Raw genomic sequence first — 26832 nt, 5'->3', positions numbered from 1 at the left:
CGATTGCGTTGCGTCAGCCCGGACCGAGTTTGGTCGAAAATGCTGCCGTGGCAGCCGCTGCCATCCGCTTGACGCACCATCTTGCGTAGATTGCACCTAGCAAGGTCCCAGCGATCCGGCCAACCACGGAACTTGGATAGTTGTAATCGATAAAAACGTGGAGACGGCAGAGACGCCCGCTATCCTCTATTTGGAAGCGCATCCGGTAGCTTCCGATAACGAGAAGGCGCGGCTCTCCTACCGTTTCCCATGCCTTTAGAAACGGCGGTTGCCGCTGAATGACGACCTCCTCCACATACAGTTTCACACCCGCTACTTTTCCGGTCATCTTGATGACGGAACCGACGCTTCGGCCGCGAGCGTCGTCGAACTCATATGCCATGCTACCCCACAGCATCATGGCCGACGATCTCTGCATGTGCGTGCCGGGGTTTGCCTGGTCATCCATGTAATCAAATAGACGTTCCGCCGACGTCGTCACCTCAACATCTGCCTGTGCGGAGCGTGTGTAGATCAACTTGTTTCATCCTTAACCACGCGGTCCTCGCCGTGACCACCATGGCCATGACCACCGTGGCCATGGAATAGATGCAGGAGAGGGCAGGCCAACAGGAGAATGTAGGGCGCGAGACCAAATGCATGCGCCCAGTGCTCGCGCAGGAGGAAGAAGGCGAAGATGACGACCAGCGACGCAGCAAGCAGCGCCCATTTGCGATCCCATTTCATATCCGTACGCTCCTCAATCGCAGGGCGTTGCCAATGACGCTTACCGACGAAAGCGCCATCGCGGCCGCAGCGATGATCGGAGACAGCAAAAGTCCGAACGTGGGGTAGAGCACTCCAGCGGCGATTGGGACGCCAGCCGCATTATAAATGAAGGCGAAGAACAGGTTCTGCCGGATATTGCTCATTGTCGCGTGGCTGAGTTCACGAGCCCGGACAATCCCTTGAAGATCGCCCTTCAGCAGTGTGACGCCCGCGCTTTCAATCGCGACATCAGTGCCGGTTCCCATAGCGATTCCGACATCTGCGGCAGCCAGGGCAGGGGCGTCGTTCACTCCATCTCCGGCCATGGCGACGATCCGGCCTTCTTCCCGCAAACGTTTGACGATCTTGCTCTTGTCTTCCGGCAGGATTTCGGCCTCGACCTCGGTGATCCCGAGCTTGCGAGCGACTGCGTCGGCCGTCGTCTTGTTGTCGCCAGTCAGCATGACGACCCGGACCCCTGCCTTCAGCAAAGCTTGGACTGCATCTGGCGTCGTCGTTTTGATCGGGTCGGAGATCGCCAAAAGGCCTCCAACACGGCCGTCTATCGCGACGAAGATTACCGTTGCGCCTTCACCCCTCATCGCTTCCGCCTGGCTGGTGAGAGCCGAGACATCGATATGAGCTTCCTCCATGATGCGGTGGCTGCCTATGATGAGCCTGCGTCCGTCGACACTTCCCGTGACCCCTTTGCCAACCGGGCTATCGAAATCTTCCGCGACGCCGAGAACCAACTGGCGCTCCGTCGCCGCGTTGACTATGGCAGTTGCCAGTGGATGCTCGCTCGCTCGTTCCAGTGTTGCCGCCAGTCTCAGCAGTTCGGGTTCTGTGAACCCATTTATGGCGGCCATGGACGTTACCTTGGGTTTACCCTCTGTCAGGGTTCCGGTCTTGTCGACGACCAACGTGTCGATTTTCTCGAAACGCTCCAAAGCTTCGGCATTCTTGATCAGGACACCAAGACCCGCACCCCGGCCAACGCCCACCATGATCGACATTGGGGTCGCAAGGCCCAACGCACAGGGGCATGCGATGATAAGCACCGCGACCGCAGCGACAAGACCGTGAGCAAAGCGCGGTTCTGGACCCCATATCATCCAGGCTGCGAATGCGACGATGGCAATCCCGATCACCACAGGCACGAACCAACCAGAAACCTCGTCGGCCAGGCGTTGGATGGGCGCTCGCGAGCGCTGGGCGTCCGCAACCATCCGAACGATCTGCGACAGCATTGTATCCCGGCCGACTTTTCCAGCTTCCATGACGAAGCCACCGGTCTGGTTCATCGTGCCGCCTATCAGCTTTGCACCGACTTCCTTGGTGACGGGCATCGATTCACCTGTGATCATCGATTCATCAACTGAACTGCGACCTTCGATAAGGCTGCCATCGACCGGGACCTTTTCACCGGGGCGAACCCGAAGCCGATCCCCGACGACAACCATCTCCAGGTCGATGTCTTCATCGACACCATCGCGGACGCGGCGTGCCGTCTTAGGGGCAAGGTCAAGAAGTGCGCGGATGGCTCCTCCGGTCTGTTCCCGGGCTTGCAGCTCCAGCACTTGTCCAAGCAATACCAGTACCGTGATGACGGCTGCAGCTTCGAAATAAATGGCGACCGAACCGTCTGCGGAGCGGAACGTGGCTGGAAACAGATCAGGCGCAAGGGTAGCAACGACGCTGTAAGTCCACGCGACTCCCGTCCCCATTGCTATCAATGTGAACATGTTCAGGCGCATAGTGACGAGTGACTTCCATGCTCGCTCGAAGAATGGAAAGCCTGCCCATAGGACGACAGGTGTAGCAAGCACGAGCTGAATCCAATTGGAGGTTTGGGCACCAAGCACCATGTGAAGATTGGTGAGGTGGCCACCCATCTCCAGCAGGAGCACAGGCACGGACAGAACGAGCCCGACCCAGAAACGGCGTCTCATGTCGAGATATTCGGCGCTGGGCCCGGTTTCGGCTGTGACCACTTCCGGTTCCAGTGTCATCCCGCAAATGGGGCAGTTCCCGGGTCCTAGTTGCCTTACCTGCGGATGCATTGGGCAAGTGTACATCACGCCTTCCGTCTGATCGGTCACCGGACGGCCTTCGGTTGCAAGCGTGGCCTGAGCGTGATGTTCGTGATTATGGTAATAGTGACCCTTATGGTCCTTTTGAACGTCCATTGGATTTAGTTCCCTATTGGTTCGCCTCGTTCGGAACGTCCCCTGGCTGATCCAAGACTTTGCAAGGAGACGTGGTACGGCGGTCTCGGCAATTGTCACCACATGGTCGCCGTGCGGGTATCGCAGGCAACCGACGATCATCCCGCCGTTGAGCGGAGGTGTTCAAACAATAGATCGGGGAGGGCCGAGAGCAGGTGAGGAGCTGAGGCCTGTGATGGACTGCTGAGGATCAAAATATCGCTGAGCGCCAGAACCGACGTGAAAAGCTACAGGGTTCGAAGGTGGAAGAATGACGTTGCATAGGCTGCATACGCTTTTGCAGCAGGCCTTTTGCTCGACAGGATGGAGATCACCTTGTCCAGCTACGTCACCCATGGAAGTTTCGATATGTACAGCTTGAGGTAAGTCGTTGTCGCATATTTCGGGAGCAGCCTCGGCCATCGGAGCGACGAGGAACATAATTGCGACCAAAACGGTCAGCAATTCTCTCGCGTATCTTCGAATGGTTCGGCTTACGGCGATCATGTTTTGGCTGGGACCCTATTATCGTATTCAAGCACAGTGCCGTGCCGTTGCAAGAGTTGCGTTGATCTTGATCAAGCGCGAGTACGTGTCCAGAACCCGAAGGTTGGACCTCCATCTGCCGGGATGGTCAAAAGTGGGAGGAACAGCCCCCGGGAAAATGGAGTGTAGCATGGGGATGAATGCGAGCGTGACGAAACTAGCCGTTCTTGTGCTTCCGATAGCCGTTTTCGCCACGGCGATCTCTGTGGCAACCGCCCAAACCGCCGCGCCCGGCAACGTTGTCCAAAGACAGGACGGCATGAAGGCGATGGCAAACGCCGCCAAGTCCATCAACGCCATGTTCAAGGACACGTCGCCCTACGACGCAAAAGCGTTCAAAGCGGCCGCCGAGACCATTCGGTCTCACTCTGGGGCTACCCTTTCGGCGCTGTTCGACGGTTCCGTCACCACGGCTGGCTCAAAAGCCAGCCCAAGCATTGAAACCGACCGTCAACAGTTCGACAAGCTGGCAAAAGACCTTGGCATCTACGCCTCCGCCTTGTCCGTCGCAGCGGACCGAAATCCTGACACGCTCGGCCCCGGAACGCGGATGCAAACGGGAGATGCCATGGGAGGCGGACCGCTCGCAAGAAAGGTCGATGCAGCGAGAGATGCAGTGGCAATGCCCGCAGAACATGCTTTCCACATGATGCTTCAAACTTGCACGTCGTGCCACGCGAAGTTCCGGATGGAGGTCAAGTAGCGGGAACTAGGATGCGGCCGCCTAGCGCCGACCAAGGAATGACGGGCTATGCTATGTCGACAGCGGTTTCGCCTCTTGGCAAGAAGCGCCTCTGACCGCCACCGACCAATGTCGTGTTGATTTAATGAGCTGGGATTGCCGAGAATCACCTGGCACCCCATCTTCTGTTCGAGATTGGAACGAAGGCCGATGACAAAAAAGGTGACCCATCTTGCGCGTCTAGCCGCCTACGCGGGCGTAATAATGGGTGGCGGGATGGTTGAGCAGGTCGGAGCAATCTGCTTTCGCACAGGTCTTCAAGGAAGCACCGAAGTCCTGCTTGTCACGACCCGCGAGACCGGTCGCTGGACCATTCCAAAAGGCTGGCCGATCAAAGGGCTGAAGTCGCACGAGGCCGCAGAACGAGAGGCTTGGGAAGAGGCTGGCGTAAAGGGCAAGGCAAGAAAGAGGCCCCTCGGCTATTTTACTTATCTCAAGACGCTCGATGACGGGACCAAGGTACCATCCTTAGTCGAAGTACATCTCGTTGAGGTCAAAAAAGCTTTCATTGAGTTTCCGGAATCGAAGGAGCGTCGCGTAGAGTGGCTATCGCCGGTTGCGGCTGCAGTGCGGGTTTCGGAGCCGGAATTGAAGGGATTGCTTATGAGCTTGTTGAGACGCTCGGTCGCTTAGTCAGATTTGTTCGGCCCGAAAATTTATTAAAGTCCATAGCGACTACCAGAAGTCATTTGATCGCGGTAATCCTCCGGCGTGGCTATACCGGGTTACCCTACTGGTTGTGATGTTTGCGCCATCCGTATCGGGTCATTCCACGCGGCTTGTAGACCGACAGCATCGTCGTCACGAGCAATACGACCAGGCCACCAGCGGCATGGATCACGAGCGAGCGCCTGAGACCGAGGAGACCGGCACTAGACAACGTGGTCTCGACCGCTACCGCTGCGACGTAGGAAATTCCCTCCATCTGGAGCAGCAGGACAATTAAAACCAAGGTGGTTAGCAGGAGTTTCGCCAGGACCCAATAGTGCCGGAACAAGCCCCATGTGGTGCCAAGAGACTGAGCGACGCCGATTAGCAACGAGGCGGAAACCGAAGGGACAATGACAAAACGGGCGATCACCTCCATTGCGACATAGGCGCTCCGCGTCACCTGAGCATCCTGACTGGAGAGCCCTGCGACCGCGAGGGCGAGGAAGCCCGCCACCGCACCGAGCGAGCCAACCGAGGAAACGATGTGCGCGATCAGGATGATCTTGCGCAGGCCGGGTCTCATTGTCACGGGCGATCACCTTGTGGCGTTGTCTGGCTGTCCGTGTCAGCAGGCGAAAGGTGGCGGCCAGGACCGTGAGGACCGCCAATACCGGTGGCCATCAGAATCACGGCCAGCACGATCACAACGCCGAGCATTATCCCAGAGATTTTCACCCATCGAGGCATTCCAGGGTAGGCGTCCGGATCAGCCATCTTCGTTAGCCTCGCAGAATTCGGCAGTTGCCAACAGTGTACGTCGGTATCGCCGCCAGCTGTGTATGAGCTATCGCTAAAATTAATCTCCCAACGGCGAGCATTCGGCGTACAATTGCTGGGTCAAGACGCGGATTCCTCAGATTGGCGGCATTTGATGACTGTCATACCATCAACAGCGTCCGTGATCAGCTTGGCTGTCATGTCGATGGGCCTGGTCGCGCCGAGCCACGCCCACCAGCCCAGCAGTGGCTGGACCTATCCTCCGGCCTGCTGCAAGGGCAACGACGTGGGAGGGGATTGCGATGCGATCCCCAGCTGGGATGTCAGGAAGGGCCCCCGAGGGTTTTCGGTTATCCTTCAGCCTGGCGACCATCATCTCGCCACCAGAAGCCACAATTTTTTTATTCCTTATGGAGACGAGATCCCGTCCGGAGACGGCAACTATCACCTCTGCCTTCATCCGACCGAAGACAACGTGAACTGCTTTTTCGCGCCGCCAGATAATGTTAGGCTGAAACTACCGCTTCAGCGGCGGGCTTCTATGCGTCAGAACGATAAAAAAGTCATTTCAGTGAGGCGACACCGAACCGTGCCTTGACGCCCATTTTCTCCCCTCCGAACCCGGTCGCCATTTCCTCAATTATTGGACACTCTGGTCGGTTGTCGCCGTGGCAGTTGCTCGCGAGGTGCTTGAGCGTTGTCGTCATTTCCTGGATAGCTGCTATCTTGCGCTCCAGCTCGACAACGTGTTCCAGAGCGACGGCCTTAACGTCGGAGCTAGCCCTGGACCGATCTCGCCACAGCGCAAGCAGTTCCTTGATCTGTTCCACTGAGAAACCGAGATCACGTGCCCTGCGTACAAACTGAAGAGTATGAACGTCATTGTCCCCGTAAGTCCGATAGCTGGACGCAGTCCGGTGCGCGGGGCTTATCAGCTTGATCTGCTCATAGTAGCGGATCATTTTTGTCGAAACGCCGGTCGCTTTTGAGGCTTGCCCGATATTCATTTTGGTATCCTTTTACGAGTGGACGGGCGTCCGGCCAGAACCGGACGCCCGGATTTCAAGCCGGATTTGCCCGACGAAGCCGGAGCGCATTGCCGAGTACAAACACACTCGACATTGCCATCGCAGCCGCTGCGAATATCGGCGACATAAGGGTGCCGTTCACGGGGTACAATACGCCCGCTGCGACCGGAATCAGCAGGACGTTGTAGGCGAATGCCCAAAACAAGTTCTGCTTGATGTTCAGGATCGTGGCCTTGCTGAGGGCGATGGCCTTCGGCACACCGTTCAGGTCTCCAGACATCAGCACCACGTCGGCACTTTCAATCGCGATATCGGTTCCTGTGCCTACCGCCAGGCCGACATCGGCTTCGGTCAGAGCTGGGGCATCGTTGATGCCATCACCGATGAAGGCCACCTTTCGGTTATTGTGGCGAAGTCTCTTGACCGCTTCGACCTTTCCTTCCGGCAAAACCTCGGCGATTACTTCGTCGATGCCAAGCTGCCTGGCTATTGCCTCGGCCGTACGACGGTTATCTCCGGTGATCATCGCCACCTTTAGGCCAAGGTTATGCAGGGCCTTGATCGCCTGAGGAGTGGTTTCCTTGATTGGATCGGAAACAGCGATGATGGCCGCCAGACGTCCATCGATTGCTGCATAGAGCGGAGACTTGCCACTGTCGCCGAGCCGTTCGGCTTCGCGGGCGAACCTCGAAACGTCGATCTTGTGCAGATGCAGGGCGCGGTCGGCACCAACAAGGATGTCCGATCCGTCCACTGTGCCGCTCACACCAAATCCAGGTGTCGCCTCGAAATTCGTCACGGTGGCCAAACCAACGCCCTTCGCCTTCGCGGCCGATACGATAGCTTCGGCAATCGGATGCTCGGACAAGGACTCCAGGCTTGCAATCTGAGCCAGTACCAGGTCGGCATCGAAACCGTTAGCGACGATCAGGTCCGTCAGTTCGGGGCGTCCCTTGGTCAGGGTTCCGGTCTTGTCGAGCGCAACGACATCTGCCTCACGCAGGCTTTGCAGTGCTTCACCCTTCCGGAACAGTATGCCGAGTTCAGCCGCGCGGCCCGTGCCGACCATGATCGAGGTCGGTGTTGCCAGACCCATGGCGCAGGGGCATGCAATAATGAGAACAGCGACCGCGTTCACCAGCGCGAATGTCAGCGCAGGAGAGGGGCCGAAGACGTACCAGGCAGCGAAGGTCACGATGGCCGCGAGGATCACGGCCGGAACAAACCAACCGGTAACCTTGTCGACCAGTGCCTGGATCGGCAGTTTCGAACCCTGCGCGGCCTCGACCATCTTGATGATCTGCGCGAGCAGCGTGTCGCTGCCGACCTTGGTTGCTTTGAAGGTAAACGACCCCGTCTTGTTGATGGTGCCGCCGACAACTTCGCTGTTCGCAGACTTCTGAACGGGTACAGGCTCTCCCGTAATCATGGATTCGTCGACGTACGAACTGCCGTCCACGACAGTGCCGTCGACCGGGATTTTTTCACCCGGTCTGATCCGGATGACGTCGCCGACGACAACGTCGCTTATCTGAATTTCGACGAATTCGCCGCCATGCGAGACGAAGGCGGTCTTAGGCTGCAGGCCGACAAGCCGCTTGATCGCCTGGCTGGTCCGACCCTTGGCGCGGGCTTCCAGGTAACGGCCGAGCAAGATTAGCGTGACGATAACGGCCGCAGCCTCGTAATAGACATTCGCGGTCCCTAGAGGCAGAACGCCAGGCAAAAAGGTTGCAACGACCGAATAACCCCAGGCCGCAGAAGTACCAAGGACGACAAGCGAATTCATATCAGGCGTCCAGCGTAACAGGTTTGGCACGCCCTTCTGGAAGAACCTCAGGCCCGGGCCAAACAGAACCACGGTCGCCAGCACGAACTGGAGATACAGATTGTTGCGCATCCCGATGGTGTCCATGATCAGTTCGTGGACGCCGGGAATGAAGTGGGAGCCCATTTCCAACAGGAAGAGCGGAAGTGTCAGCAACGCCGAGAAAAACAGCAGGTTCTTGAGCGTTCGTATCTCGACGCTACGATGATCCGCACCTTCATCGCTGACGTCAGCGGCGACCACCTTGCGAACGTCATAACCGGCACCCCGGACGGCTGCCTCAAGCGCGGTGATCTCAGTCGCTCCCGAGATGATGCGAACGGTCGCCTTTTCCGTAGCGAGGTTCACAGAAGCGTCGGTGACCCCGGGCACAGCCTTCAGCGCCTTTTCAACACGAGAGACGCACGAGGCGCAGGTCATGCCTTCGACACTGAATTCCTGGGTGACTATCTTGGGCTCATATCCAGCATTTTCGATTGCGCGGAGAACCCCACTGGTGTCTGGCGCTCCATCGAATTGAACGGTTGCTCGTTCCGTAGCCAAATTAACATTGGCGGAAGCCACGCCCGGCACGGCCGCAATAGCTTTTTCCACGCGCACGACACAGGAAGCGCATGTCATTCCCTCGATGCCAAAATCGGTCGCGATGGGCACTGGAGACGCTGGTGTGATCTTCGATATTGCAGTCATTGGATGGTGTCCTTTTCCTTAACTGCATAGATAGGTAAAGCTTCCAAAGATGGTAAGGTCAAGAGCGGTTTGCAAAAAATGCGGAAAGATGGAGTTGACGTGATCTACGAAGACGAGTTGCCAACATCGCTGGCCGAACGAGCAACGATGATGGAACAGTTAATGACGGCGAGGGCGACTGGCGACACAACCGCAAATTCCCGCCTGTACGAGTATCTGCGGCAGGAATTCATGCAATCCGACCAGCTGAAGGCACTCCTACCCCCATTCGTTCGAACGTCTCGCACGCTAGATGCGTTTTGGCCATTTATTCAGAGAACGGCAGGAAAGTATGCAGAACGCCGCGAGATCATCAGCCAAGCGTTCACTCCGCTCATTAATCATTTGGAGGGCAAGAACCGCGCCCCGGGCGATAAAATTGCCTCGGACACGCTGGAAAGCTTCGACACAGAAGGCGTGCATTCGGTCTGGAATAAAGCCCTGGCAAGACGCACTTCTGATCCGGAGGGTGCGATCACGGTAGCGCGCACACTACTGGAGACCGTCTGCAAGCGGGTCCTTGACGAGTTGCACGTCCCTTACACGGATAAGGAGGACCTGCCACAGTTGTACCGAATGGCGGCGAAGGAGCTGAATCTTGCGCCTGATCAGCACACGGAGGAACCGGTAAGACAGATTTTAGGAGGAGCCATGAACCTGGTGAACGGTATCGGGACCCTCCGAAATCGTTTGAGCGATGCGCACGGGCGGGGAGGTCCCTTGCCGGTCAGACCTTCGCCTCGGCACGCCAGCCTCGCTGTCAACACGGCAGGGGCAGTCGCGACATTTCTGGTGGAAACATTGGCCGCCAAAAGAGGATGATGCTGCGCTGTCTGCTCTTGATGACCATGATAAAGTCTATCGTTTAACGAGCTGCTGAGTCGTTTCCTGAAACATCACTACATTCCCCAGTTCTACCTGAAGCCTTGGCTCGGCACAGATAACAAGCTCACGGAGTACCGGCGGCTCAAATTCCCGCACGAGCAGTTTCCGAGGCTTGAGATAAAGAGGCGAGGGACCGGAGAGACCGGTTATGAAGAGAACCTCTACATCATTCCTGGTGCCACTCCTGAGACAAAGCAGAACATCGAAAAGATATTCATGGGAGCGGTCGACAAAAAGGCGGCGGATGCTCGTGACCAGCTGCTCCAGAGCAACATCCCCACTGATCCGGAGTTAAGGCATGCTTGGGCGCGTTTTCTTCTGTCCCTGATCATCCGCACTCCCGAGGAGATTCGAGCGTTCAAGGTCAAAGTTATTAGAGACATGGATGTGCCCGATCCGGCTTTCCAAGCCCGGTATGACCAGGTCCGCAAGGAAAATTGGCCTGCCACGCTGGAAGATTATATGAAGCTGGAGAGCCCCAAGATGCTGGAACGGACCGCCATTATCGTTGCGACCAAGCTCATCCAGAACGAAAACGTTCTTCGGACCTTCATGGGGGCGATGTGGTGGGTTCTGGATACTTCGACCGTTTCCAGGCGCATCCTGACCTCTGACCATCCGCTCATCATGACAAATGGGCTTGGAAGACCCGACGGGCATTTCGCACTGCCGCTCAGTCCGACGAAGGTATTCGTCGCTTTCATGAATGCCGAATTTGGTGAGGCTGTTCGGCGGATACCTGTCGGCCGCATTGTGCGAGAGGTGAATGACGGAGTGATAGGTCAGGGGCGTCGTTCTGTGTATGCGGCTGATGAGCAGAGCACGACCGAAGTGAAAAAGCGCATGGGTAAGCGAGATTATATGCTCCCGTTTCCACGCGAGATCATGAAGAACTGAAGGTCGGTGGGCATCGAGCTGCGTAAGCCGATCTATCATGGCGAATTTGGTTCCATCATGGCGCGTCGTTATGCATGGCTCCGGCTGTGGCGACTGGTTTTCAGAAGTTGCGTAGGAAGCGAATGCGGGCGAGAATGCGGTGTTGCTAGGGATCAAATCTTCGAGCGATGGAGGGCGATGTGGGGCAGCGAGAGAATTCGGCCAACTCACCGGCCACCGTTGCGTTCATAGATATTGCCGGATTCAGCGCTATTGCGGACGTTTATGGTGACGCGGCTGCGCTTGACGTGCTTGAAGTATTCGAGAGCATGGTCCGCGACGCCCTCAGCGGCTATGAGCCCCCCATCAAATGGATCGGCGATGAGGCAATGCTCTCGTTTCCTGAGCCCGATACAGCGATCAAGGTACTCGGACCGTTGTTGGAAGCATGCCGTAAAGAATCGCGGCTACCGCTCACTCGGGCGGGGCTGAACCATGGGCCGGTCATCTACAGAGCTGGTGATCTCTTTGGATCGACCGTCAACATCGCAGCACGAATCGCCGCGCTCGCATCGCCTGGGCAATTGCTTGCCACTCAACCCATTGCCGAGGCGGCTGTCACAAGAGGTATCCTGGTGCGAGACCTCGGAATGGTGGCACTTAGATCGGTAACCGGGGAAGTCCCTCTCTACGAGATCGAGCTTGCTCCGTCGGCTGACCCGGCCTGGATCGATCCCGTGTGTAAGATGCATGCGCCGTACTCATCCTATAGGCGGGCCGCCCCGGAGGGGCCGTGGTTTTGTTCGCCGCGTTGTGAGGAAGCATATCGGCGGTCGCCGCAAACCTATGAGGTGCCCCGGTGACGCGACGACGGGCGGCTCTTATGGACCCGTCATGGTCGGTCCAAGCTGCAGAGGAGCGCTAACTGCGATTGTGCCCAGTCGCGGGCGACTTGTTGCGTCTCTTCCAGCCCAGACAGGAGTGCGCCGATTTCACCGCTGATTTGGAGATCGTTGTCTCCTACGCTGCATGCAGTGGTATCAAGCGCCACGATGGCTACGATTTCGCCGTCAAGCGGAGGCATTTGGATCAGGGCATCTGAACCGAATTCGCAAGTCAGCTGTGCTCTTGCTGAAACGGTGGCAACGCTGTTTGAAACGGAGCAAAACTCGAATGACTCGACCTGTACACTGGCAGTCCCATAGGGGCCGACAGGTATTTGCTCGCACAACTGAATTGCCGCCACAGATTGGGCGATACGGGGCCACTCTGGACTGTCGAGCGCCGACCAGCAATCGGCGGAGGCGGGGGCGTAAAACCACGACGTGGCCGCAGTCAGAATGCAGGTAGCCTTTATCCTAGAAAGCCGTTCCGTCATCGACCACCTCGTCGGTTTCGACGTTCGACTCTGCGCTATTTGTAAGTCGTCATTAGGGTGGAAGCGCGGCATTTGCAGCTGTCATCAGGAAGTTTTGCCTCGCGCCAGATGCATGACCGCCTTAGTCAGTTCACCCTTACGAGCGCTCATAGTTTTGTTTCCTGTTTGTTCTGGGGCGGATTGCCAGCTACCCTGGGCGAATACAAGACCAGTATCGGCAACTTTCAATATCTCAGGGCTCGGTGGGATCGGCCGACGCCGAGTTTTCCGCCTCTTGAGGTGGTTTGGCCAAGAGAATGGTTTCGATCAGTCCCTCGGTGGTTTGTTTGCCGATTTTCAGTTTCCCGACCTGGTGAAGCTCGGCCAGGCCGCTCTCGATTGGCACGCCGTTTTCAACAAGCAGAGACTTGATCTCATCAATTGTCTGCTCCTCAGAACCTACCAGCAGCTCGGTTCCGCGTAGTCTTGTGAGCAGATAGGTAAAACGTTTGCTCATGACAATGATCTGTCAACGGACGGGGACTGACATCGGTCAGCCCCCCGTCTTTGATCAGCCTTCGGCTTTTTGGTTCACGACGGACGTGGCAATCGCGGTGAGTGCCAGATCGGTGGCTTGTTCTTCATCGAGCGTAGACTGGAGAATCTCAGCGGCTTCTTCATAGCCTAGTTCCAGCGCCCACGTGCGTAGCGTGCCGTAGCGTGACATTTCGTAATGTTCGACTGCCTGAGCAGCAGCCAGGAGACCAGCATCAAGGGCAGGGGAGCCTTCGTATTCTTCCATAATTTCGGCACCCTCATCGGTGATCCCAAGGATAGCGTCGCACGTCTTGGCCTCCGGCTCCTCGCCGATCACATTGAAGACGGCTTCGAGACGCGTCACGTGGATTTTGGTTTCATCCAGGTGCTTGCGAAATGCCGACTTCAACTGAGTATTCGTCGCCGCCTGCTCCATCTCGGGCAATGTGTCGACGATCTTCTGTTCGGCGAAATAGACGTCCTTGAGCGTGTCGAGGAACAGGTCTTCGAGTAATTTGGCCATGGCTTTGTCTCCTGAACATTGCGCTCCGACAGCCGGGGCAAGTATGGGCCGACAACTCATTGGAGGAACCAATGTTCCGTCTTGCCGAGCATCACGTGCATTGTCGCCGTCGCGCCCCTCAAGGCCCATCTACGTTTTCGGGAACTATCTCGCCTTGATCCCAGAACGGGCCCATGAGAGGCGATCACGGCCGGTAGAAAATCGGTTACGTACCTCAACCAGAATGTCACATTTTCATCTTGTGCACCTAGTACATTAGACTAAGGTCGAATGTGCTGGAGGTCGCGAGGAGGCGGCTTCTCAACAAAAAAGATGTCAATCCTTGGGAGGGAAATGATGCAGAAATCTGATATCGCAATACCACCAAAAGACCTCAATATGCTCCAGTCGGTTCTTGACGCTTGGTGCACACAGCAGCGCATTCTGCGCAAAGATGCGACTGCAGAAGCAAAGATATTGATCAACGAGTATCAGCGAGGCTGTCGTTCGCAGATCGCCCTCATTGACGCACTTATAAACAGCACCACGCACTAGCGGGCTCAACATCCGCTGAAAGTCGAGAACCCGGCCTAACCAGCCGGGTTTTTCATGCTGAAATGAATACGCCCGGGCAATCAACATAGCAGGCCTCGACTTGATCAAGTCCTCGACGTCTCATCGGTGAGGCGAATAATAAGCCTCCTGCTGCATGTATTCGACATAGTCATCGTACCGCGCCGTGGAAATTTCGTTCCGCGCGTCCCCGATGCATTCGGGGCAGACCTCGTCGTAATCCATACCGAACCGGTTAAGAACGACATATCGGCCCTCGTCAAGATCGGTGTCGAAGTCGTCGTGCAGGGAAATCATTTCCTCGGGAAAATAGGTGTAGGTGCCGCATCGGGGACATTCCACCGTCTCATGGTGATGCATACAGGTGTAGCAAGCACATTCGGCATCGAACAAAACAAATGTGGTCTCAAAACACTCGGGGCAGTCCCTAATATCCTGATCTGGAATATTTTTCTCCGCAATGCGATGCAGTGCCCGTTTGCGTAACTCTTTTCGGGCGGCATTCCACTGAATGATTTGATCCAAGTCAGCCGGACGCAAGAACTCGTTTACCGAGGTGGAGAGGTGGTGGCGGAAAAAATCGGCTACGAAGGAGAACACAAAGCAAAACGAATTTTGAGCATGATGAACATTTAGACGGCTTTCAGCATGCGTCAGTTCGTTCCGCAGCTTGATCGCCGCGTGCAGCCGTTTGTTATCCGTTTCGCTGAAATGGATGGTTCCTATTTTCGGATTGCTCAGTCGCTTGATTGCTCCTGTAATGTTGATCGTATGTTTGGGGTCATCAATGTTTTCAAAAACAAACATTGGATGGATTTCTTCGAGCTTCGCCTTGAGCGCCAACTCCAGGGATTGCACGAGGGTTGTGATCGCAAATTGCCACTGACGCGGCTCGCCATGGGCAAGCACGGCCTTCGAGACGGATTCCGCCAGAAAGGCTTGGCTGTTCGTTCGTAGGGTCAGCCGTATTTCGTCTGCCATTTCCATCCACACAGCTTTCAATTGGCAAGGATACAACGCCGAAATTCCAGCATGGTCAGGCTGGTATCAATTTGGCTGGAAGCGATCATAGGTGTCTTCGACCTCTTCCTCTCCTTGATGTTTAGGACCCGCGTTTTCGAAATGAAGTAGGGTCAGTTCCTGATCGAAGCGGTCTGATCTCATGCACATCTCTACGACAGGTTCATCGAACCAGATGCCGCTGGGCTGCCGAACGCCAGTGATAGCCTCCTGGCCAAATTGCTTGCGGACTGCAATCGCTGCAGCAGGAAGTTCTACAACCTCATTCTTCGTGCGAAAATATCGCCCGGACTTAAGTGCCGCGTCACTTGATTTCGCCCAATAAGCAAAGCCTTCATTTGATACAACAAGGAGCGCCCGCGTATCGGTGTATTCGAGCCAACGCAAAATAGCGGCGGTCAGAGAGACGCCGTAGCGGGCTGCCATATTGCCCAGTTTTTCAATATCCGGGCGCTCTTTAGGGGTGACTTTTCGCCGGAAGTCATGAAGGGGCATGAGCAGGGCGGCAGCGAACTGGTCGGCTTCCTTTTCAATCCCTTCACCCGCGCGGCGATTGACGCTGTTTTCATCACAGAAAATGCCGCCATCGAAACGGTCATCTTCTTCGATGAGACGGCGATGCAAGATGTAATGCCCAAATTCGTGGGCGACAGTAAAAGCTCTCCGGGTTTCTGGTTGGCTTTTCTCGTAGGCAATACCCCATTGCCTCGGTTTGGTTTGGCTATAGACCAGGGCTCCAACGCACCCCGGCAGATGTTTCCCTGTGACCTCGTGAATGGGACTGACCGGATTGATGTTTCGGGAATATTCCATCGCCAAACTTGTAATATCGACAGGGCGACGGTCGAACCGATCCTCCCCCAATACCAGGTCCAACATCTTGGTGATGCGGCCAGATTCAACAAGCGGCTTCGGCCCCATACGAGCGGTCATTTTTTTCCCAACTTGGCCAAGGATTCTGCCATGTCTCTCAGAACCTTCCGAGTGTCATCCGGCAATCCGCTGTACTGTCGGAAGAAGGCGATGTCCTCGGCCTGCGTGCGATTCTGCTCATCGCTTCCGATCAAATAGTCGGCGGTGACTCCCAACGCTTTTGCGATATCGGCGAGCTTTTCAGCGGAGGGGCGAGGCGGATTTTTGTTTTCCAGCTCCCAGATGTAACTCTTTGATGATCCTGACAATTCGGCAAGCTGGTCAAGAGTCAACTTTTTGTCCGTGCGCAGCGCTTTGATGCGAGCGCCGAGTTTATTCTGCATGATCCGATCTCCTTCTTTTTCTCGTTTTTCCACAGGTTCGGAGTAGCGATATTTTAGAACCCTTGACTTCGAATATCAAGACCATCATATAGAGTTCGGAGTAGCGAACTTTTTAATTAAGTTTTAGCGAACTCAGCACGACCAAAAAGGGGAGCCCACAATGATCAGCAAACTTGCGCGTCACAAACCTAAACTGGAGAGTAAACATGACAAGAGTTACGGTCGATGGAATTGACCCGTTCTTAAACCGCATCGACGCGATACTCGCAGAGATCGCTTTCAGTGTTCAGCTACCGCCGTCTTTGCACGGCAAAGCCGTTGACCGATATGAGGCGGTTAGAAATCACCTCGAAGCCACCAGTTCGATTTTTCATGACCAGATTGAACACTTCTATCCGCAGGGTTCTATGGCTATTGATGCCACGATCTCAAATCGTGGAACTGACGACGAATATGACCTGGATATCATTGCCCAGTTGGGCGAGCGGTTCCGGTCAATGTCGCCCATCGAAATTCTTACCGAACTTGAAAAAGGCCTTACTGGCTATCGCGGCCTGACCGTCGTTCGCCAGACGCGGTGCGTCACGATCTACTACGCCGACCAAATGCACTTGGATATCTCCCCGTCGCTCAGGGATGTCGGAACCTTGGAACGGCAGAGCGTGATTATGCATGCCAGGGGCGCGAAGGCTTCATTCGATGATCAAGAAGTCCCGATGAATGCCTACGGCTTCGGCGAGTGGTACATCGAGCGGACCCCGACAGAATTGAAGGTCGTCGAAGCTTTTAAACGGCGGTGGGAGGATGCCGAACGACGCCGCGTAAAAGCAGACGCGGACGTTGATGACGTGCCTCTCCAGACGGAATTCCTTGTCAAGAGCAACACAACCTTGGCGCTTCAGCTGATCAAACGGTTTCGAAATGTCCGGTATGCTGATCGTTCGGGACGGATGCCGCCATCCGTTATGTTGTCCTACTTCGCGGGCGTGGCGGCCAGGCCCGGCAGTTCGTTGACTGATGCTCTTTTCCGCATCACCAAGTGGATCATCAACGACATCGATCAGGCAACCATCCGTAACCAAAAGCTCCGGGTTGAGAACCCCGTATACAGCGATGATGTTTTTACCGACAGGTGGCCGGATACCATTGATCAACAGAAGCGCTTTGCTGCTGATCTTCGCGACCTCGTCCGGGGGATCGAAAGGGCGCTCAACGGCGAAATGTTGCCGACCGAACTGCAGGACTGGCTTCGCGAAATGTTCGGCGACCGTGTCGTCACAAAGGCTGTTGACCAAATGGCGATGCAGACGCGCCTTGCGGCAGAGCATGGCCGTCAAGGTTATACCAAACGCGGCAGCATCCTGGTACCGGCCGCTGCAGTGGTGGTCACCTCTTCGCAGAGTTCCGCGTACGCCTCGCCCGTGCAGGGTTCGCGTCACACTTACTTTGGAAGCAACTTCAAATGAGGGCAGTGTTCAAAACAATTGAGGAACAGATCACCGCCATGCGAGCCGATTGGCCGCTGTTTCGCGTACGAAAAGCAGGCCCTGAATCGGCGATCTGGACCGGCGAACTGAAGCCGCAATTCTCCGCATACCGGATCGAGGTCCGGTATGCGGTTGGGGACTCGCCTGAAGTCAGGGTCATTGCGCCTGAGTTGATCAGGATGCCTGAAAATCCGGAAGGGCCGTTGCCACATATATACGGTCCCCTTACCGACCCGACACTCTGTCTCTTCGACCCGGCAACCGACGAGTGGGACGGGTCGATGTTGCTTTCCCGCACGACGATACCTTGGACAATTGACTGGCTCACTTTTTACGAATTCTGGGTGATGACCAAGAAATGGTCCGGCGGCGGTCGGCATCCTGAGCGCTCGCCGTCAACGGAGACCCAACAATGAATTATGTAGCTCCACCGCGTTCCGATGGCACCATCCAACATACCAGGAAGAAGTTGCCGTGGCCGAAAGACCGCCTGTTCCGCATTCTATCGATTGATGGCGGCGGTATCCGAGGTATCTTCCCGGCCGCGTACCTTGCGGAGATCGAGAAGCGTTTCCTCGGGGGTGCGTCGATTGCCAATCATTTCGACATGATCGCTGGGACCTCGACTGGTGGAATTATTGCCTTGGGTCTTGCCCACGGCATGTCTGCAAAACAGGTGCTCGAAATCTATACGGAGCGCGGCGATATCATCTTCCCATCGCCGAGGGGCTTCGCTCGCGTTCGGCAGTTGGCTCGTTTCCTCTTTTGGCCCAAACATGACCAATCGGTACTGAAGGGAGAACTTCTGCGGATTTATGGCGACAAAGTCATCGATGACGCAACGACGCGCTTGGTCATTCCAAGCTTCGAAGGCGTCCACGGTGAGCCATTCATTTACAAGTCGCCCCATCATCCCGACTATCAGAAGGATCGCCATAAGAGTTTCGCCCATGTCGCATTGCACACCACTGCGGCACCTGCCTACTACCCGGCAGTCGAAAACGATGGCCATATCATGATCGATGGCGGTGTTTGGGCGAACAACCCAATCATGAACGCCTTGGTGGATGTCCTCGCGTGTTATGACGTGCCACGCGAGAACATCCGCATTCTTTCGCTCGGAACCGGCGACGAGACTTTGAAGTTGCGCAACAAGCAGTTCAACGGCGGCGTGAACGGGTGGGGAATATCTTTCGGAGTGCCACCACTGTTCAAGATCGCAGCCAGGGCACAGTCGAAGAACGCCTTGGGACAGGCCTACCTTCTCGCCGGGAAGAACAATGTTGTGCGCATTGATGTCCCAGAGCACGATCAACTGATTGCTCTGGATGATGTCCGTCGCTCAAGAACGGAACTACCGAGAGTAGCACGCGCCCAGGCGGAAGCGTCCGGGCACTACATCGAAAGTGTTTTTCTCTCGGATAAGGCGGATGCCTTTTTGCGCTGTGCAGCCAAATAGGAAAGGGTTCTGCAGAGCCAAATCGGTCGTCGCCCTGAAGTCCCTGCGAAGCTGAAAGTGCCGTCAATCAGCCTTCCTGAGCAAGGTGCCGATGTGGCCGCAACGCCTACGCTTTGACAGTTCGCGATAGAGCGCCTCCGAGGAAACTCCGAGTTCGTCTGCCAAACCTCTCCAATCGCCCCTGGCTGGGAAGGCATCATCGTTCCAGGCAATCCACGCGTCCAGGCGGGCACTGACCGTTCGGAGTGCAGCCATTTCGGACCGCTTCCTCGCGCTCAGCAGTTCCCGCGAGAGATGAGCCATCCATTCCCCTGCAAAGATCAGGTCATGTTCCAGCAGTCGCAGGACCTCGGTAACAGGTACCAGAATCGCATCGGTTGCTGTCGCTGCCACAGCGTCGCAATGATACCGGTCCGAAAACAGGGACGCCTCAGCCAAGACGGTTCCTGCCGTCGAGCGCTGCAAAAGCGCCTGGTTTCCATCCAGTTGGTAGCGGACGAGGTTTACGCACCCTCCTGTGATGAGGAACAGCGTGCGCACCGGATCGTCTCGGTGGAATAGATGCTCGCCTTTTGCGAAGGACTTTTGAGCAACGGCCTTGGGCTGCAGACATCTTATAATTTTCTCTGACATGATAGCTATCATGTCGCCAATGATCATAGGTTGGCAAGCTGCCGTTCTTGAAACAAGCCTGCCGGTGAAAATATGAAATCTCTGATTGTTGCGCTCCTTGCCGTGCTTGTGCCTTTTCTAGCTCTGGCGCAGGGGGAGCATACGCATTCTTCGCCTTATGTTGGGCAGCAGCTGCGCGAAATCAAAAGCCTGTCGGCAGAAGACATTACGGAATTGGAAGAAGGAGGAGGGTGGGGACTGGCGAAGGCTGCCGAGCTGAACGGTATACCCGGACCTTCGCATGTTCTGAAGATGAAGCATGAGCTGGGGCTGACGGCGGATCAGGAAGATTCGACACGGCGCATTTTCGCCAGGATGCGAGATGACGCCATTGAGGAGGGGAAGAAATTGATCGCTGGGGAAACGGCTCTGGAGGTCGGATTTCGCGAGCGCTCCCTTGCTTGGCGAAGTCTGCGGGAGCGAATACGCGAGATCGAAATAATCCGATCAAATCTGCGCTCCATCCATCTCGCAGCCCACTTAGAGATGATCGGCGTGCTGAATGAGGACCAGGTCAAGCTGTACAACGAACTGCGCGGATACTCCCGGTGATATGTGCAAGCCAGCTATCTGCTAGGTGAAGAGGAGTGGTTCGAGAACCTGACCCCGATGAACTCTTTTCGAAACATGGCTCGTTTGATACGATCTGTCCGTTAGCTCTCTTTCTGCATCAATCACACGCGCCGTCGAGACGGCGCGTGTTTATCTGGTTGAGCTGCGACCGACAATTCTAGGCAACGTGGCTGCAGCAGGATTTCTTAAAAGACGCGCCGTATCCGGCGCTCGCAATCGACGCAATGAATGCTTCGGATGCCACTTGCGACTCGATGGATACGGTCTTGGTGCCCAGATCGACAGCCACCGAAGCGCTCGGATCGACGGTCTTTACAGCCTTTTCTACGGTACTGACGCAGTGACCGCAGGTCATGTCGGGTATGTTGAGATGATACATTGGAAGTCTCCGATTAATGTGACTGATGCAATGTGGGGCTTCCAACGATGGGAGGGTCAAGAGCCTTCCGATTTTTTTATGGAAATCGTTTTTACCAACTTGTGGCTCGCTTGGATCGCGCGTCACTCCGCGAAACCGGCAGGACCTTCGCAATGATACCGGTTTTATGTTGAATGATCGCACGGTCGTCTTGAGGAGCCCCATTGCTCACACATCTGCGTGAACCCACTTCCCACGTCGTTCACCGCGTGCCAAAGTGCGCGCATGTCGTTTCTGAAGACCTTGCACCGGCTATTCTTCATTGCTGCGCTGCTCGGGATCATCCTTGGTCCTGTCGGCGTTGGAGCAGCCGACGGTGCTATGGCGTCATCAGTTTCGTCTGCGCCAGTCGCGATGGCTGGCATGGATATGCCGGATGAAATGCCGTGCTGCCCGGAACGAACGCCCATCAAGCTAGACTGCGGTAAAGCCTGCCCCCTGGCGTTGCTCTGCACTACAGCGATTGTTGGTCAGTCGGCCAATAATCATGAATGGGCGCTAAAACCAGGCTGGATCGCGCAACGGTTCAGCGTGATGCCCCATGCAGAATTGGCATCCACCGACATCGATCCTCCCGCTCGTCCTCCAAGAGCCTGATCTGCCGTCATTGAAGCGCGTTGTCATGTGAGCCGTGTCCGCATTCTGCGACTGGTCGTCCTGACACCGATCCCTTTTGACTAAGGACGCGGTCCAGGACCCGTCCGGATGAGACATTGAATCATGAGCAAGACACTCTTTAACGCGGGGACCGTCCTCCTCGCAGGCGCAATGATGTTCGTAACTCCAGTTGCCTCCTCGGCTGCGGCAACCGACTACGAATTTCAGGCAGTCAAGACCGACATCAAACAGGGGGCTGGGGAAACCGTATCCGTCCGCCTGGTCGACAAGAGAACCGGCAAAACAGTTCCCGATGCAGTCATCTTCACCACCCGTATGGATATGGCTCCAGAAGGCATGGAAACGATGACCACCCCCGTCGAGGCGGCTGCATCCACTGAACCCGGCGTCTATACCTTCACGACCAACCTTTCCATGGAAGGCGGATGGCGGTTCCAGATCGCCGCCAAGGTCCAGGGCGAACCGGAAACGGTTCAGGGCGAACTCGTGCTCAAGGCTATGCCGTGACGACGCCGCGCTTTATTGCCACGGTTTCCCTGGCCGCATTTGTCGGCGGGGGAGGCTATTGGGCTGGGAAAAATGATCTCGGCTCCTGGCTCAGAAACAAGCCAGCAGAAGTCGCGATGGCGGCCGATGATGACGGAAAGCCGGAGCCTACCGGTGCCATTATTTACTACAGCCACCCCGACGGGGCGGCCGAGTATTCGGCTGGGGCCAAGAATACTGACGACGGGCGGCCGTTTGTGGCCGTCCGCGAAAGCGAAGACGTGAAGTTCGACGCAAAAGGAGCGGTGCTCCCGTCTGACACCGCGTCCGCGAGTTCCGAACGAAAGTTATTGTACTACCGAAATCCGATGGGCCTTCCGGATACCTCCACGGTACCAAAGAAGGATTCCATGGGAATGGACTACCTACCTGTTTACGACGGGGAGGTAACGGATAGCTCAACGGTGAAGGTATCGCTCGGAAAACTCCAGCGGACCGGCGTCAAAACCGCTTTGGCGGAGATGACCACGGTCAGCCGGAAAATCCGCGTGCCAGGCACGGTTTCGCTCGATGAGCGGTTGGTCAGCATCATCTCCATGCGGGCGGACGCCTTCGTGGAAGATGTCGCCAACGTCACCACTGGCGACAGGATCAAGAAGGGGGAAAACCTCTTCCATTTCTACTCGAAGGAGATCGCGACCGCCGGAGCCGAATACGCGACCGAGATGCGCAATGGCGGGAAGGCTGGCCCTGACACAGGCTCCGCCCTCCGATTGAAGAACCTCGGTGTGCCGACAGCAACGATCAATAGCATCGCGACCGACCGAAAGGTGCCGCAAAGTATTTCCTACACGTCTCCGCGTGATGGCGTTGTCCTGGAGCGCATGGTGGTGAGCGGCATGATGGCAGAGGCCGGAGACATCCTGTTCCGGATCGCGGACGTCTCCAAGGTCTGGGTGATCGCTGACGTGCCCGAATACGAGTTGAGTGCCGTCCGAAAGGGCGCGGTCGTTTCCGTCAACGTCCGCAATCTTCCCGGCAAGGTTTTTACGGGCAAGGTCGACCTCATCTATCCGGAGGTCCAGATGCAGACGCGGACGACAAAGGTCCGGATCGAGCTTCCAAATCCGGACGGGCAACTGATGCCCAACATTTATGCCGAGGTCGAAATCGAGGCCGGAGCCGGAAACCGGGTCGTCGCGGTCCCCAACAATTCAGTCATCGACACGGGCGACCGCCAGATCGTGTTTCTCGACAAAGGTGAAGGGAAATTCGAACCGGTGGATGTCACCCTGGGCATCCGGGGTGAAGATGTCACCGAGGTCACCAATGGGGTCGCGGCTGGAGACCGCGTGGTTGTTTCTGCCAATTTCCTCCTCGACGCCGAAAGCAACCTAAACGCTGCACTCAGCGCCCTGACGCCAGACGAGGTGAAGCCATGATCGCGCACTTGATCGCATGGTCGGCCCGCAACTTGGTCCTTATCTTCGTGGGCGCAGCACTGTCTATCGCAGGCGGCATCTATGCCCTGAGGGCGTTACCGCTCGATGCAATCCCTGATCTGTCCGACGTCCAGGTGATCGTCTTCACCGACTATCCCGGGCAGGCACCACAGGTCGTTGAGGATCAGGTCACCTATCCCTTGACGACCTCGATGCTGACCGTGCCGAAATCGAAAGTCGTGCGCGGCTTCTCGTTCTTCGGCGTGTCGTTCGTCTACGTGATCTTCGAAGACGGAACCGATCCCTATTGGGCCCGCAGCCGCGTACTCGAATATCTAAACGCGGCCGCAGGCCGTCTCCCCGACGGCGTGTCCCCGAGCCTCGGGCCGGACGCGACGGGCGTAGGCTGGGTCTACCAGTATGCCGTGGTGGCCAAGGAACTGTCTCTGGCCGAACTTCGGTCGTTGCAGGACTGGGTCGTGCGATTTGCCGTTTCCAAATCAGAGGGTGTGGCCGAAGTCGCAAGCGTCGGCGGGTTCGTCAAGCAATATTCCATTGTCGTCGATCCCGCCCGGCTGAAGGCCCAGAATGTCTCGCTGTCGGATATCGCCGATGCCGTGCGATCCAGCAATCGCGATGTCGGCGGCCGTACCGTCGAACTCTCCGAGTTCGAATTCATGGTGCGGGGGAAGGGCTACCTGCAAGGCATCAAGGACATCGAGAGCATTGTCCTTAAAACCAACGGCGGCATCCCGCTGCGTCTTTCCGACGTCGCTAGGGTTGAGCTGGTTCCGGACGAACGCCGGGGCATCACCGAGCTGAACGGTGAGGGGGAGGTCGCGAGCGGCATCGTCCTCCAGCGCTTCGGCGCAAACGCCTTGACCGTCATCGACAACGCCAAGAAGAGTTTGGCCGCAATCAAGGACAGCTTGCCAGCAGGGACGGAAATCCTGCCGGTTTATGATCGATCTGAACTGATCAACGCCGCTATTGAGACCCTGAAAGGGACACTCATCGAGGAGTCCATCGTTGTCGCCCTCGTGACAATCGCATTCCTGCTCCACGTCCGTAGCGCCCTGGTCGCAATCATCATGCTCCCAATCGGCATTTTGATCGCCTTTACCGCGATGCGTTCACTAGGGATCGGGGCGAACATCATGAGCCTTGGCGGTATCGCCATCGCCATCGGCGCGATGATCGACGCGGCCATCGTCATGATCGAGAACGCCCACAAGCATCTAGAACGCGCTCCGCCTGACAAACCGCGAACGGAGGTTCTCATCAAAGCTGCGAGCGAAGTTGGGCCAGCCCTGTTCTTCAGCCTGCTGATCATCACCGTCTCGTTTCTCCCGATCTTCACACTGGAGTCACAGGAAGGGCGGTTGTTCGGGCCGCTCGCCTTCACGAAAACCTTCGCCATGGCGGCGGCGGCATTACTGTCGATCACGCTGGTGCCCGCGCTAATGGTGGTGTTTGTCCGGGGCAAGATCGTTCCGGAACACAAGAATCCGCTCAACCGGTTCCTGATCTGGATATACCGCCCGATCATCTCAGGTGTTCTCAAGGCAAAGACCCTGACGATCCTCGTCGCGATGGTGGCACTTGCCGTTACAATTTGGCCCGCCCGTCAGATTGGCAGCGAGTTCATGCCGAGCCTGAACGAAGGCACGCTCATGTACATGCCGACAACGCTTCCAGGCTTGTCGATCACTAAAGCTGCCGAGCTGATGCAGACGCAGGATCGGATCATCAAATCGTTCCCGGAGGTTGAAACGGTGTTCGGCAAAGCGGGAAGGGCGCTAACCGCAACTGATCCCGCACCGACGGAAATGTTTGAGACGATCATCACCTTGAAACCAAAATCTGCGTGGCGGCCGGGCGTAACCATTGACAGCTTGAAGCAGGAGATGGATTCGGCGCTTCAGTTTCCGGGCGTCTCCAATGCGTGGACTATGCCGATCCGAGCCCGCATTGACATGCTGTCAACGGGCATCAGGACGCCAGTCGGCGTCAAAGTGTACGGAACCGACCTCAAGGAAATGGAGCGGGTTGCTCGGGATATCGAGACCGTCCTGAAAACGATCCCGGGAACATCGAGCGCCTATGCCGAACGTGTAATTGGCGGCTACTATCTTGATATCATTCCGGACCGCACGGCGCTTGGCCGATATGGACTGAGCGTCGACGACGTTCAGGATGTGATCGGCATGGCGCTTGGTTCGGAAGTGGTGACGTCGACGGTCGAGGGCAGAGAGCGCTACGGCGTTGCCATCCGATATCCGAGGGCGTTCAGAAGCGATCCCCAATCGATTGCACGGGATGTCCAGGTTTCGCTACCGGGTGGCGGAACTGTACCGTTGGGGGAGGTCGCAGAGGTAAAGCTTACACGGGGTGCCACCACCATCCGGACAGAGAATGGTCAGCTTGCCGTCTACATCTTCGTGGATATCGCCAATCGTGATCTGGGCGGCTATGTCGCGGAAGCACAAAACGCCGTTGCCAGCAGTGTGACGATGCCTTCCGGATACTCGGTCGCATGGAGCGGACAGTTCGAATACCTGGAACGGGCCAAGGCACGCCTCGCCATCGTCGTGCCGCTTACACTCGCGCTGATATTCCTGCTGCTGTATCTGAACTTCAAGGCGCTCACCGAGACGCTGATCGTCATGCTCTCCCTGCCGTTCGCCTTGGTCGGCGGCATCTGGTTGATGTGGTGGTTGGGGTTCAATGCCTCCGTCGCTGTAGCGGTAGGGTTCATCGCTTTGGCAGGCGTCGCGGCAGAGACCGGTGTGATCATGCTAATCTACCTCGATCAGGCCCTGAAGGAACGACGGATCGCATGCGAGGCGGAGGAGCGCGGTTTCACGAGGCTCGATCTCCAGCAGGCGATCATGGTCGGTGCTGTCGAGCGTGTTCGGCCGAAGATGATGACCGTCGTGGCTATCATGGCCGGACTGGTGCCTATTCTTTGGAGCACAGGTGCCGGGTCAGAAATCATGCAGCGGATCGCCGTGCCGATGATCGGCGGGATGATCTCGTCGACGATCCTGACATTGGTGGTGATCCCGGCGATCTACGGGCTGGTCAAGGGTTGGCGGCTACCTGCCAGCACAGAATTCCGGATGGTCGATATGAAGCCCGGATCGGTGGTCTTGAACGAGGCGGCCGAATGAAGGGAGGACGCCATGATGAACGATATGATGGGCACCGGCATGATGTGGGGGATGGGGCTTGCAGGCCTTATCGGGCTCGCCGTCGTTGTTCTCGTAATCGCGGCGCTCGTCAAATATCTGTTCTTCCGCTGACGAGGATGTTTCTAGGCGGGAAGCAGCCAGCGCCGAAACGTGAGTGAGTGTGATTTGACTGCGGTCCGGCGCAACTCCGACAATGCCGTTAGGCACTCGAAAGCTCGGCAG

The 26832-nt window shown here is 56.6% G+C and carries 28 protein-coding genes and 1 pseudogene; 15 read left to right on the top strand and 14 right to left on the bottom strand.

Annotated features, from left to right (window positions below):
* Positions 1-13 precede the first annotated feature (13 nt).
* From ASG68_RS22135 to ASG68_RS22125, 3 genes are read right to left on the bottom strand one after another with little or no spacing between them, the layout of a single operon-like run.
* On the bottom strand, positions 14-517 hold the full coding sequence (locus ASG68_RS22135; RefSeq protein ID WP_062610165.1) for a polyketide cyclase: 504 nt from the start codon (positions 515-517) through the stop codon (positions 14-16).
* Positions 514-726 carry a DUF2933 domain-containing protein gene (locus ASG68_RS22130; RefSeq protein ID WP_062610163.1) on the bottom strand — a complete coding sequence of 71 codons (213 nt, stop codon included), beginning with the start codon at positions 724-726 and terminating at the stop codon, positions 514-516. Before ASG68_RS22130 ends, ASG68_RS22135 begins: the two co-directional genes overlap by 4 nt.
* Positions 723-2936 (bottom strand): copper-transporting P-type ATPase, encoded by a 2214-nt coding sequence (locus ASG68_RS22125; protein ID WP_062610160.1) that lies wholly within the window; start codon positions 2934-2936, stop codon positions 723-725. Before ASG68_RS22125 ends, ASG68_RS22130 begins: the two co-directional genes overlap by 4 nt.
* A gap of 694 nt (positions 2937-3630) precedes the next feature.
* Here ASG68_RS22125 and ASG68_RS22120 point away from each other — a divergent pair.
* Together ASG68_RS22120 and ASG68_RS22115 are read left to right on the top strand one after the other, a co-directional pair.
* On the top strand, positions 3631-4203 hold the full coding sequence (locus ASG68_RS22120) for a c-type cytochrome (RefSeq protein ID WP_062610158.1): 573 nt from the start codon (positions 3631-3633) through the stop codon (positions 4201-4203).
* A gap of 189 nt (positions 4204-4392) precedes the next feature.
* Positions 4393-4875 (top strand): NUDIX hydrolase, encoded by a 483-nt coding sequence (locus ASG68_RS22115; protein ID WP_062610156.1) that lies wholly within the window; start codon positions 4393-4395, stop codon positions 4873-4875.
* Positions 4876-4972: 97 nt separating this feature from the next.
* Here ASG68_RS22115 and ASG68_RS22110 read toward each other — a convergent pair whose 3' ends face one another.
* Positions 4973-5476, bottom strand: a complete 504-nt coding sequence (locus ASG68_RS22110) for a hypothetical protein (protein ID WP_320416529.1) — start codon at positions 5474-5476, stop codon at positions 4973-4975.
* 348 nt (positions 5477-5824) lie between these two features.
* On the opposite strand from ASG68_RS22110, the pseudogene ASG68_RS32570 reads away from it, so the two are divergent.
* Positions 5825-6178, top strand: a pseudogene (locus tag ASG68_RS32570) (hypothetical protein); the annotation flags it as partial.
* 55 nt (positions 6179-6233) lie between these two features.
* Here ASG68_RS32570 and cueR read toward each other — a convergent pair.
* Positions 6234-6677, bottom strand: coding sequence for a Cu(I)-responsive transcriptional regulator (gene cueR, locus ASG68_RS22095; RefSeq protein ID WP_062610151.1), 444 nt, complete (start codon positions 6675-6677; stop codon positions 6234-6236).
* Positions 6678-6732: 55 nt separating this feature from the next.
* On the bottom strand, positions 6733-9216 hold the full coding sequence (locus ASG68_RS22090) for a heavy metal translocating P-type ATPase (RefSeq protein ID WP_062610150.1): 2484 nt from the start codon (positions 9214-9216) through the stop codon (positions 6733-6735).
* A gap of 99 nt (positions 9217-9315) precedes the next feature.
* On the opposite strand from ASG68_RS22090, the gene ASG68_RS22085 reads away from it, so the two are divergent.
* The 3 genes from ASG68_RS22085 to ASG68_RS22075 all read left to right on the top strand — a co-directional run bounded on the left by ASG68_RS22085 (position 9316) and on the right by ASG68_RS22075 (position 11879).
* A complete protein-coding gene (locus ASG68_RS22085) occupies positions 9316-10077 on the top strand; it encodes an abortive infection family protein (protein ID WP_244484309.1) in 762 nt (253 codons plus the stop codon).
* 51 nt (positions 10078-10128) lie between these two features.
* Positions 10129-11037: a DUF4238 domain-containing protein gene (locus ASG68_RS22080; protein ID WP_082554042.1), complete on the top strand. Its 909-nt coding sequence runs from the start codon at positions 10129-10131 to the stop codon at positions 11035-11037.
* A 179-nt stretch (positions 11038-11216) separates the two neighbouring features.
* Positions 11217-11879, top strand: a complete 663-nt coding sequence (locus tag ASG68_RS22075; protein WP_156384907.1) for an adenylate/guanylate cyclase domain-containing protein — start codon at positions 11217-11219, stop codon at positions 11877-11879.
* A gap of 29 nt (positions 11880-11908) precedes the next feature.
* On the opposite strand, the gene ASG68_RS22070 is transcribed toward ASG68_RS22075, so the two are convergent.
* The 3 genes from ASG68_RS22070 to ASG68_RS22060 form a co-directional block, all read right to left on the bottom strand.
* Positions 11909-12394, bottom strand: a complete 486-nt coding sequence (locus ASG68_RS22070) for a hypothetical protein (protein WP_156384906.1) — start codon at positions 12392-12394, stop codon at positions 11909-11911.
* A gap of 232 nt (positions 12395-12626) precedes the next feature.
* Positions 12627-12890, bottom strand: a complete 264-nt coding sequence (locus ASG68_RS22065; protein ID WP_062610142.1) for a hypothetical protein — start codon at positions 12888-12890, stop codon at positions 12627-12629.
* A gap of 54 nt (positions 12891-12944) precedes the next feature.
* A complete protein-coding gene (locus ASG68_RS22060) occupies positions 12945-13433 on the bottom strand; it encodes a ferritin-like domain-containing protein (protein WP_037166890.1) in 489 nt (162 codons plus the stop codon).
* Positions 13434-13769: 336 nt separating this feature from the next.
* On the opposite strand from ASG68_RS22060, the gene ASG68_RS22055 reads away from it, so the two are divergent.
* Positions 13770-13967: a hypothetical protein gene (locus tag ASG68_RS22055; protein WP_082478073.1), complete on the top strand. Its 198-nt coding sequence runs from the start codon at positions 13770-13772 to the stop codon at positions 13965-13967.
* A 120-nt stretch (positions 13968-14087) separates the two neighbouring features.
* Here the strand turns inward: ASG68_RS22055 and ASG68_RS22050 are convergent, their stop codons facing one another.
* The 3 genes from ASG68_RS22050 to ASG68_RS22040 all read right to left on the bottom strand — a co-directional run bounded on the left by ASG68_RS22050 (position 14088) and on the right by ASG68_RS22040 (position 16261).
* Positions 14088-14966: a hypothetical protein gene (locus ASG68_RS22050; RefSeq protein WP_210173834.1), complete on the bottom strand. Its 879-nt coding sequence runs from the start codon at positions 14964-14966 to the stop codon at positions 14088-14090.
* A 66-nt stretch (positions 14967-15032) separates the two neighbouring features.
* On the bottom strand, positions 15033-15938 hold the full coding sequence (locus ASG68_RS22045) for an ImmA/IrrE family metallo-endopeptidase (protein WP_062610139.1): 906 nt from the start codon (positions 15936-15938) through the stop codon (positions 15033-15035).
* A complete protein-coding gene (locus ASG68_RS22040; protein ID WP_062583482.1) occupies positions 15935-16261 on the bottom strand; it encodes a helix-turn-helix domain-containing protein in 327 nt (108 codons plus the stop codon). The genes ASG68_RS22045 and ASG68_RS22040 overlap by 4 nt, the downstream gene beginning before the upstream one ends.
* 206 nt (positions 16262-16467) lie before the next feature.
* Here ASG68_RS22040 and ASG68_RS22035 point away from each other — a divergent pair, with 206 nt between their 5' ends.
* Genes ASG68_RS22035 through ASG68_RS22025 form a run of 3 tightly spaced genes read left to right on the top strand, consistent with a single transcriptional unit; the run spans position 16468 to position 19207 of the window.
* Positions 16468-17727, top strand: coding sequence for a nucleotidyltransferase (locus ASG68_RS22035; protein ID WP_062610138.1), 1260 nt, complete (start codon positions 16468-16470; stop codon positions 17725-17727).
* Positions 17724-18164, top strand: coding sequence for a hypothetical protein (locus tag ASG68_RS22030; protein WP_062610136.1), 441 nt, complete (start codon positions 17724-17726; stop codon positions 18162-18164). Before ASG68_RS22035 ends, ASG68_RS22030 begins: the two co-directional genes overlap by 4 nt.
* Positions 18161-19207, top strand: a complete 1047-nt coding sequence (locus ASG68_RS22025) for a CBASS cGAMP-activated phospholipase (RefSeq protein WP_062610134.1) — start codon at positions 18161-18163, stop codon at positions 19205-19207. Before ASG68_RS22030 ends, ASG68_RS22025 begins: the two co-directional genes overlap by 4 nt.
* 63 nt (positions 19208-19270) lie before the next feature.
* Here ASG68_RS22025 and ASG68_RS22020 read toward each other — a convergent pair whose 3' ends face one another.
* A complete protein-coding gene (locus ASG68_RS22020; RefSeq protein ID WP_244484308.1) occupies positions 19271-19867 on the bottom strand; it encodes a Crp/Fnr family transcriptional regulator in 597 nt (198 codons plus the stop codon).
* 45 nt (positions 19868-19912) lie between these two features.
* Between ASG68_RS22020 and ASG68_RS22015 the strand changes: the two genes are divergently transcribed.
* Positions 19913-20431 (top strand): hypothetical protein, encoded by a 519-nt coding sequence (locus ASG68_RS22015; protein WP_062610132.1) that lies wholly within the window; start codon positions 19913-19915, stop codon positions 20429-20431.
* Positions 20432-20609: 178 nt separating this feature from the next.
* Here ASG68_RS22015 and ASG68_RS22010 read toward each other — a convergent pair whose 3' ends face one another.
* A complete protein-coding gene (locus ASG68_RS22010; RefSeq protein ID WP_062610130.1) occupies positions 20610-20831 on the bottom strand; it encodes a heavy-metal-associated domain-containing protein in 222 nt (73 codons plus the stop codon).
* Positions 20832-21095: 264 nt separating this feature from the next.
* Between ASG68_RS22010 and ASG68_RS30860 the strand changes: the two genes are divergently transcribed.
* The 4 genes from ASG68_RS30860 (at position 21096) to ASG68_RS21995 (ending at position 26589) form a co-directional block, all read left to right on the top strand.
* On the top strand, positions 21096-21467 hold the full coding sequence (locus tag ASG68_RS30860) for a hypothetical protein (protein WP_082554041.1): 372 nt from the start codon (positions 21096-21098) through the stop codon (positions 21465-21467).
* Positions 21468-21638: 171 nt separating this feature from the next.
* Complete coding sequence (locus tag ASG68_RS22005; protein WP_407692741.1) at positions 21639-21995, top strand: FixH family protein; 357 nt, start codon at positions 21639-21641, stop codon at positions 21993-21995.
* Positions 21992-23416, top strand: coding sequence for an efflux RND transporter periplasmic adaptor subunit (locus ASG68_RS22000; protein ID WP_062610126.1), 1425 nt, complete (start codon positions 21992-21994; stop codon positions 23414-23416). The genes ASG68_RS22005 and ASG68_RS22000 overlap by 4 nt, the downstream gene beginning before the upstream one ends.
* Positions 23413-26589 carry an efflux RND transporter permease subunit gene (locus ASG68_RS21995; RefSeq protein ID WP_062610124.1) on the top strand — a complete coding sequence of 1059 codons (3177 nt, stop codon included), beginning with the start codon at positions 23413-23415 and terminating at the stop codon, positions 26587-26589. The genes ASG68_RS22000 and ASG68_RS21995 overlap by 4 nt, the downstream gene beginning before the upstream one ends.
* Positions 26590-26832: the final 243 nt, after the last annotated feature.

The sequence above is a fragment of the Rhizobium sp. Leaf453 genome (genome assembly GCF_001425605.1).
Taxonomy (GTDB): Bacteria; Pseudomonadota; Alphaproteobacteria; order Rhizobiales; family Rhizobiaceae; genus Pararhizobium.
Note: the sequence above shows the minus strand (reverse complement) of the source record. Positions and strands in the feature narration are given on the sequence as shown.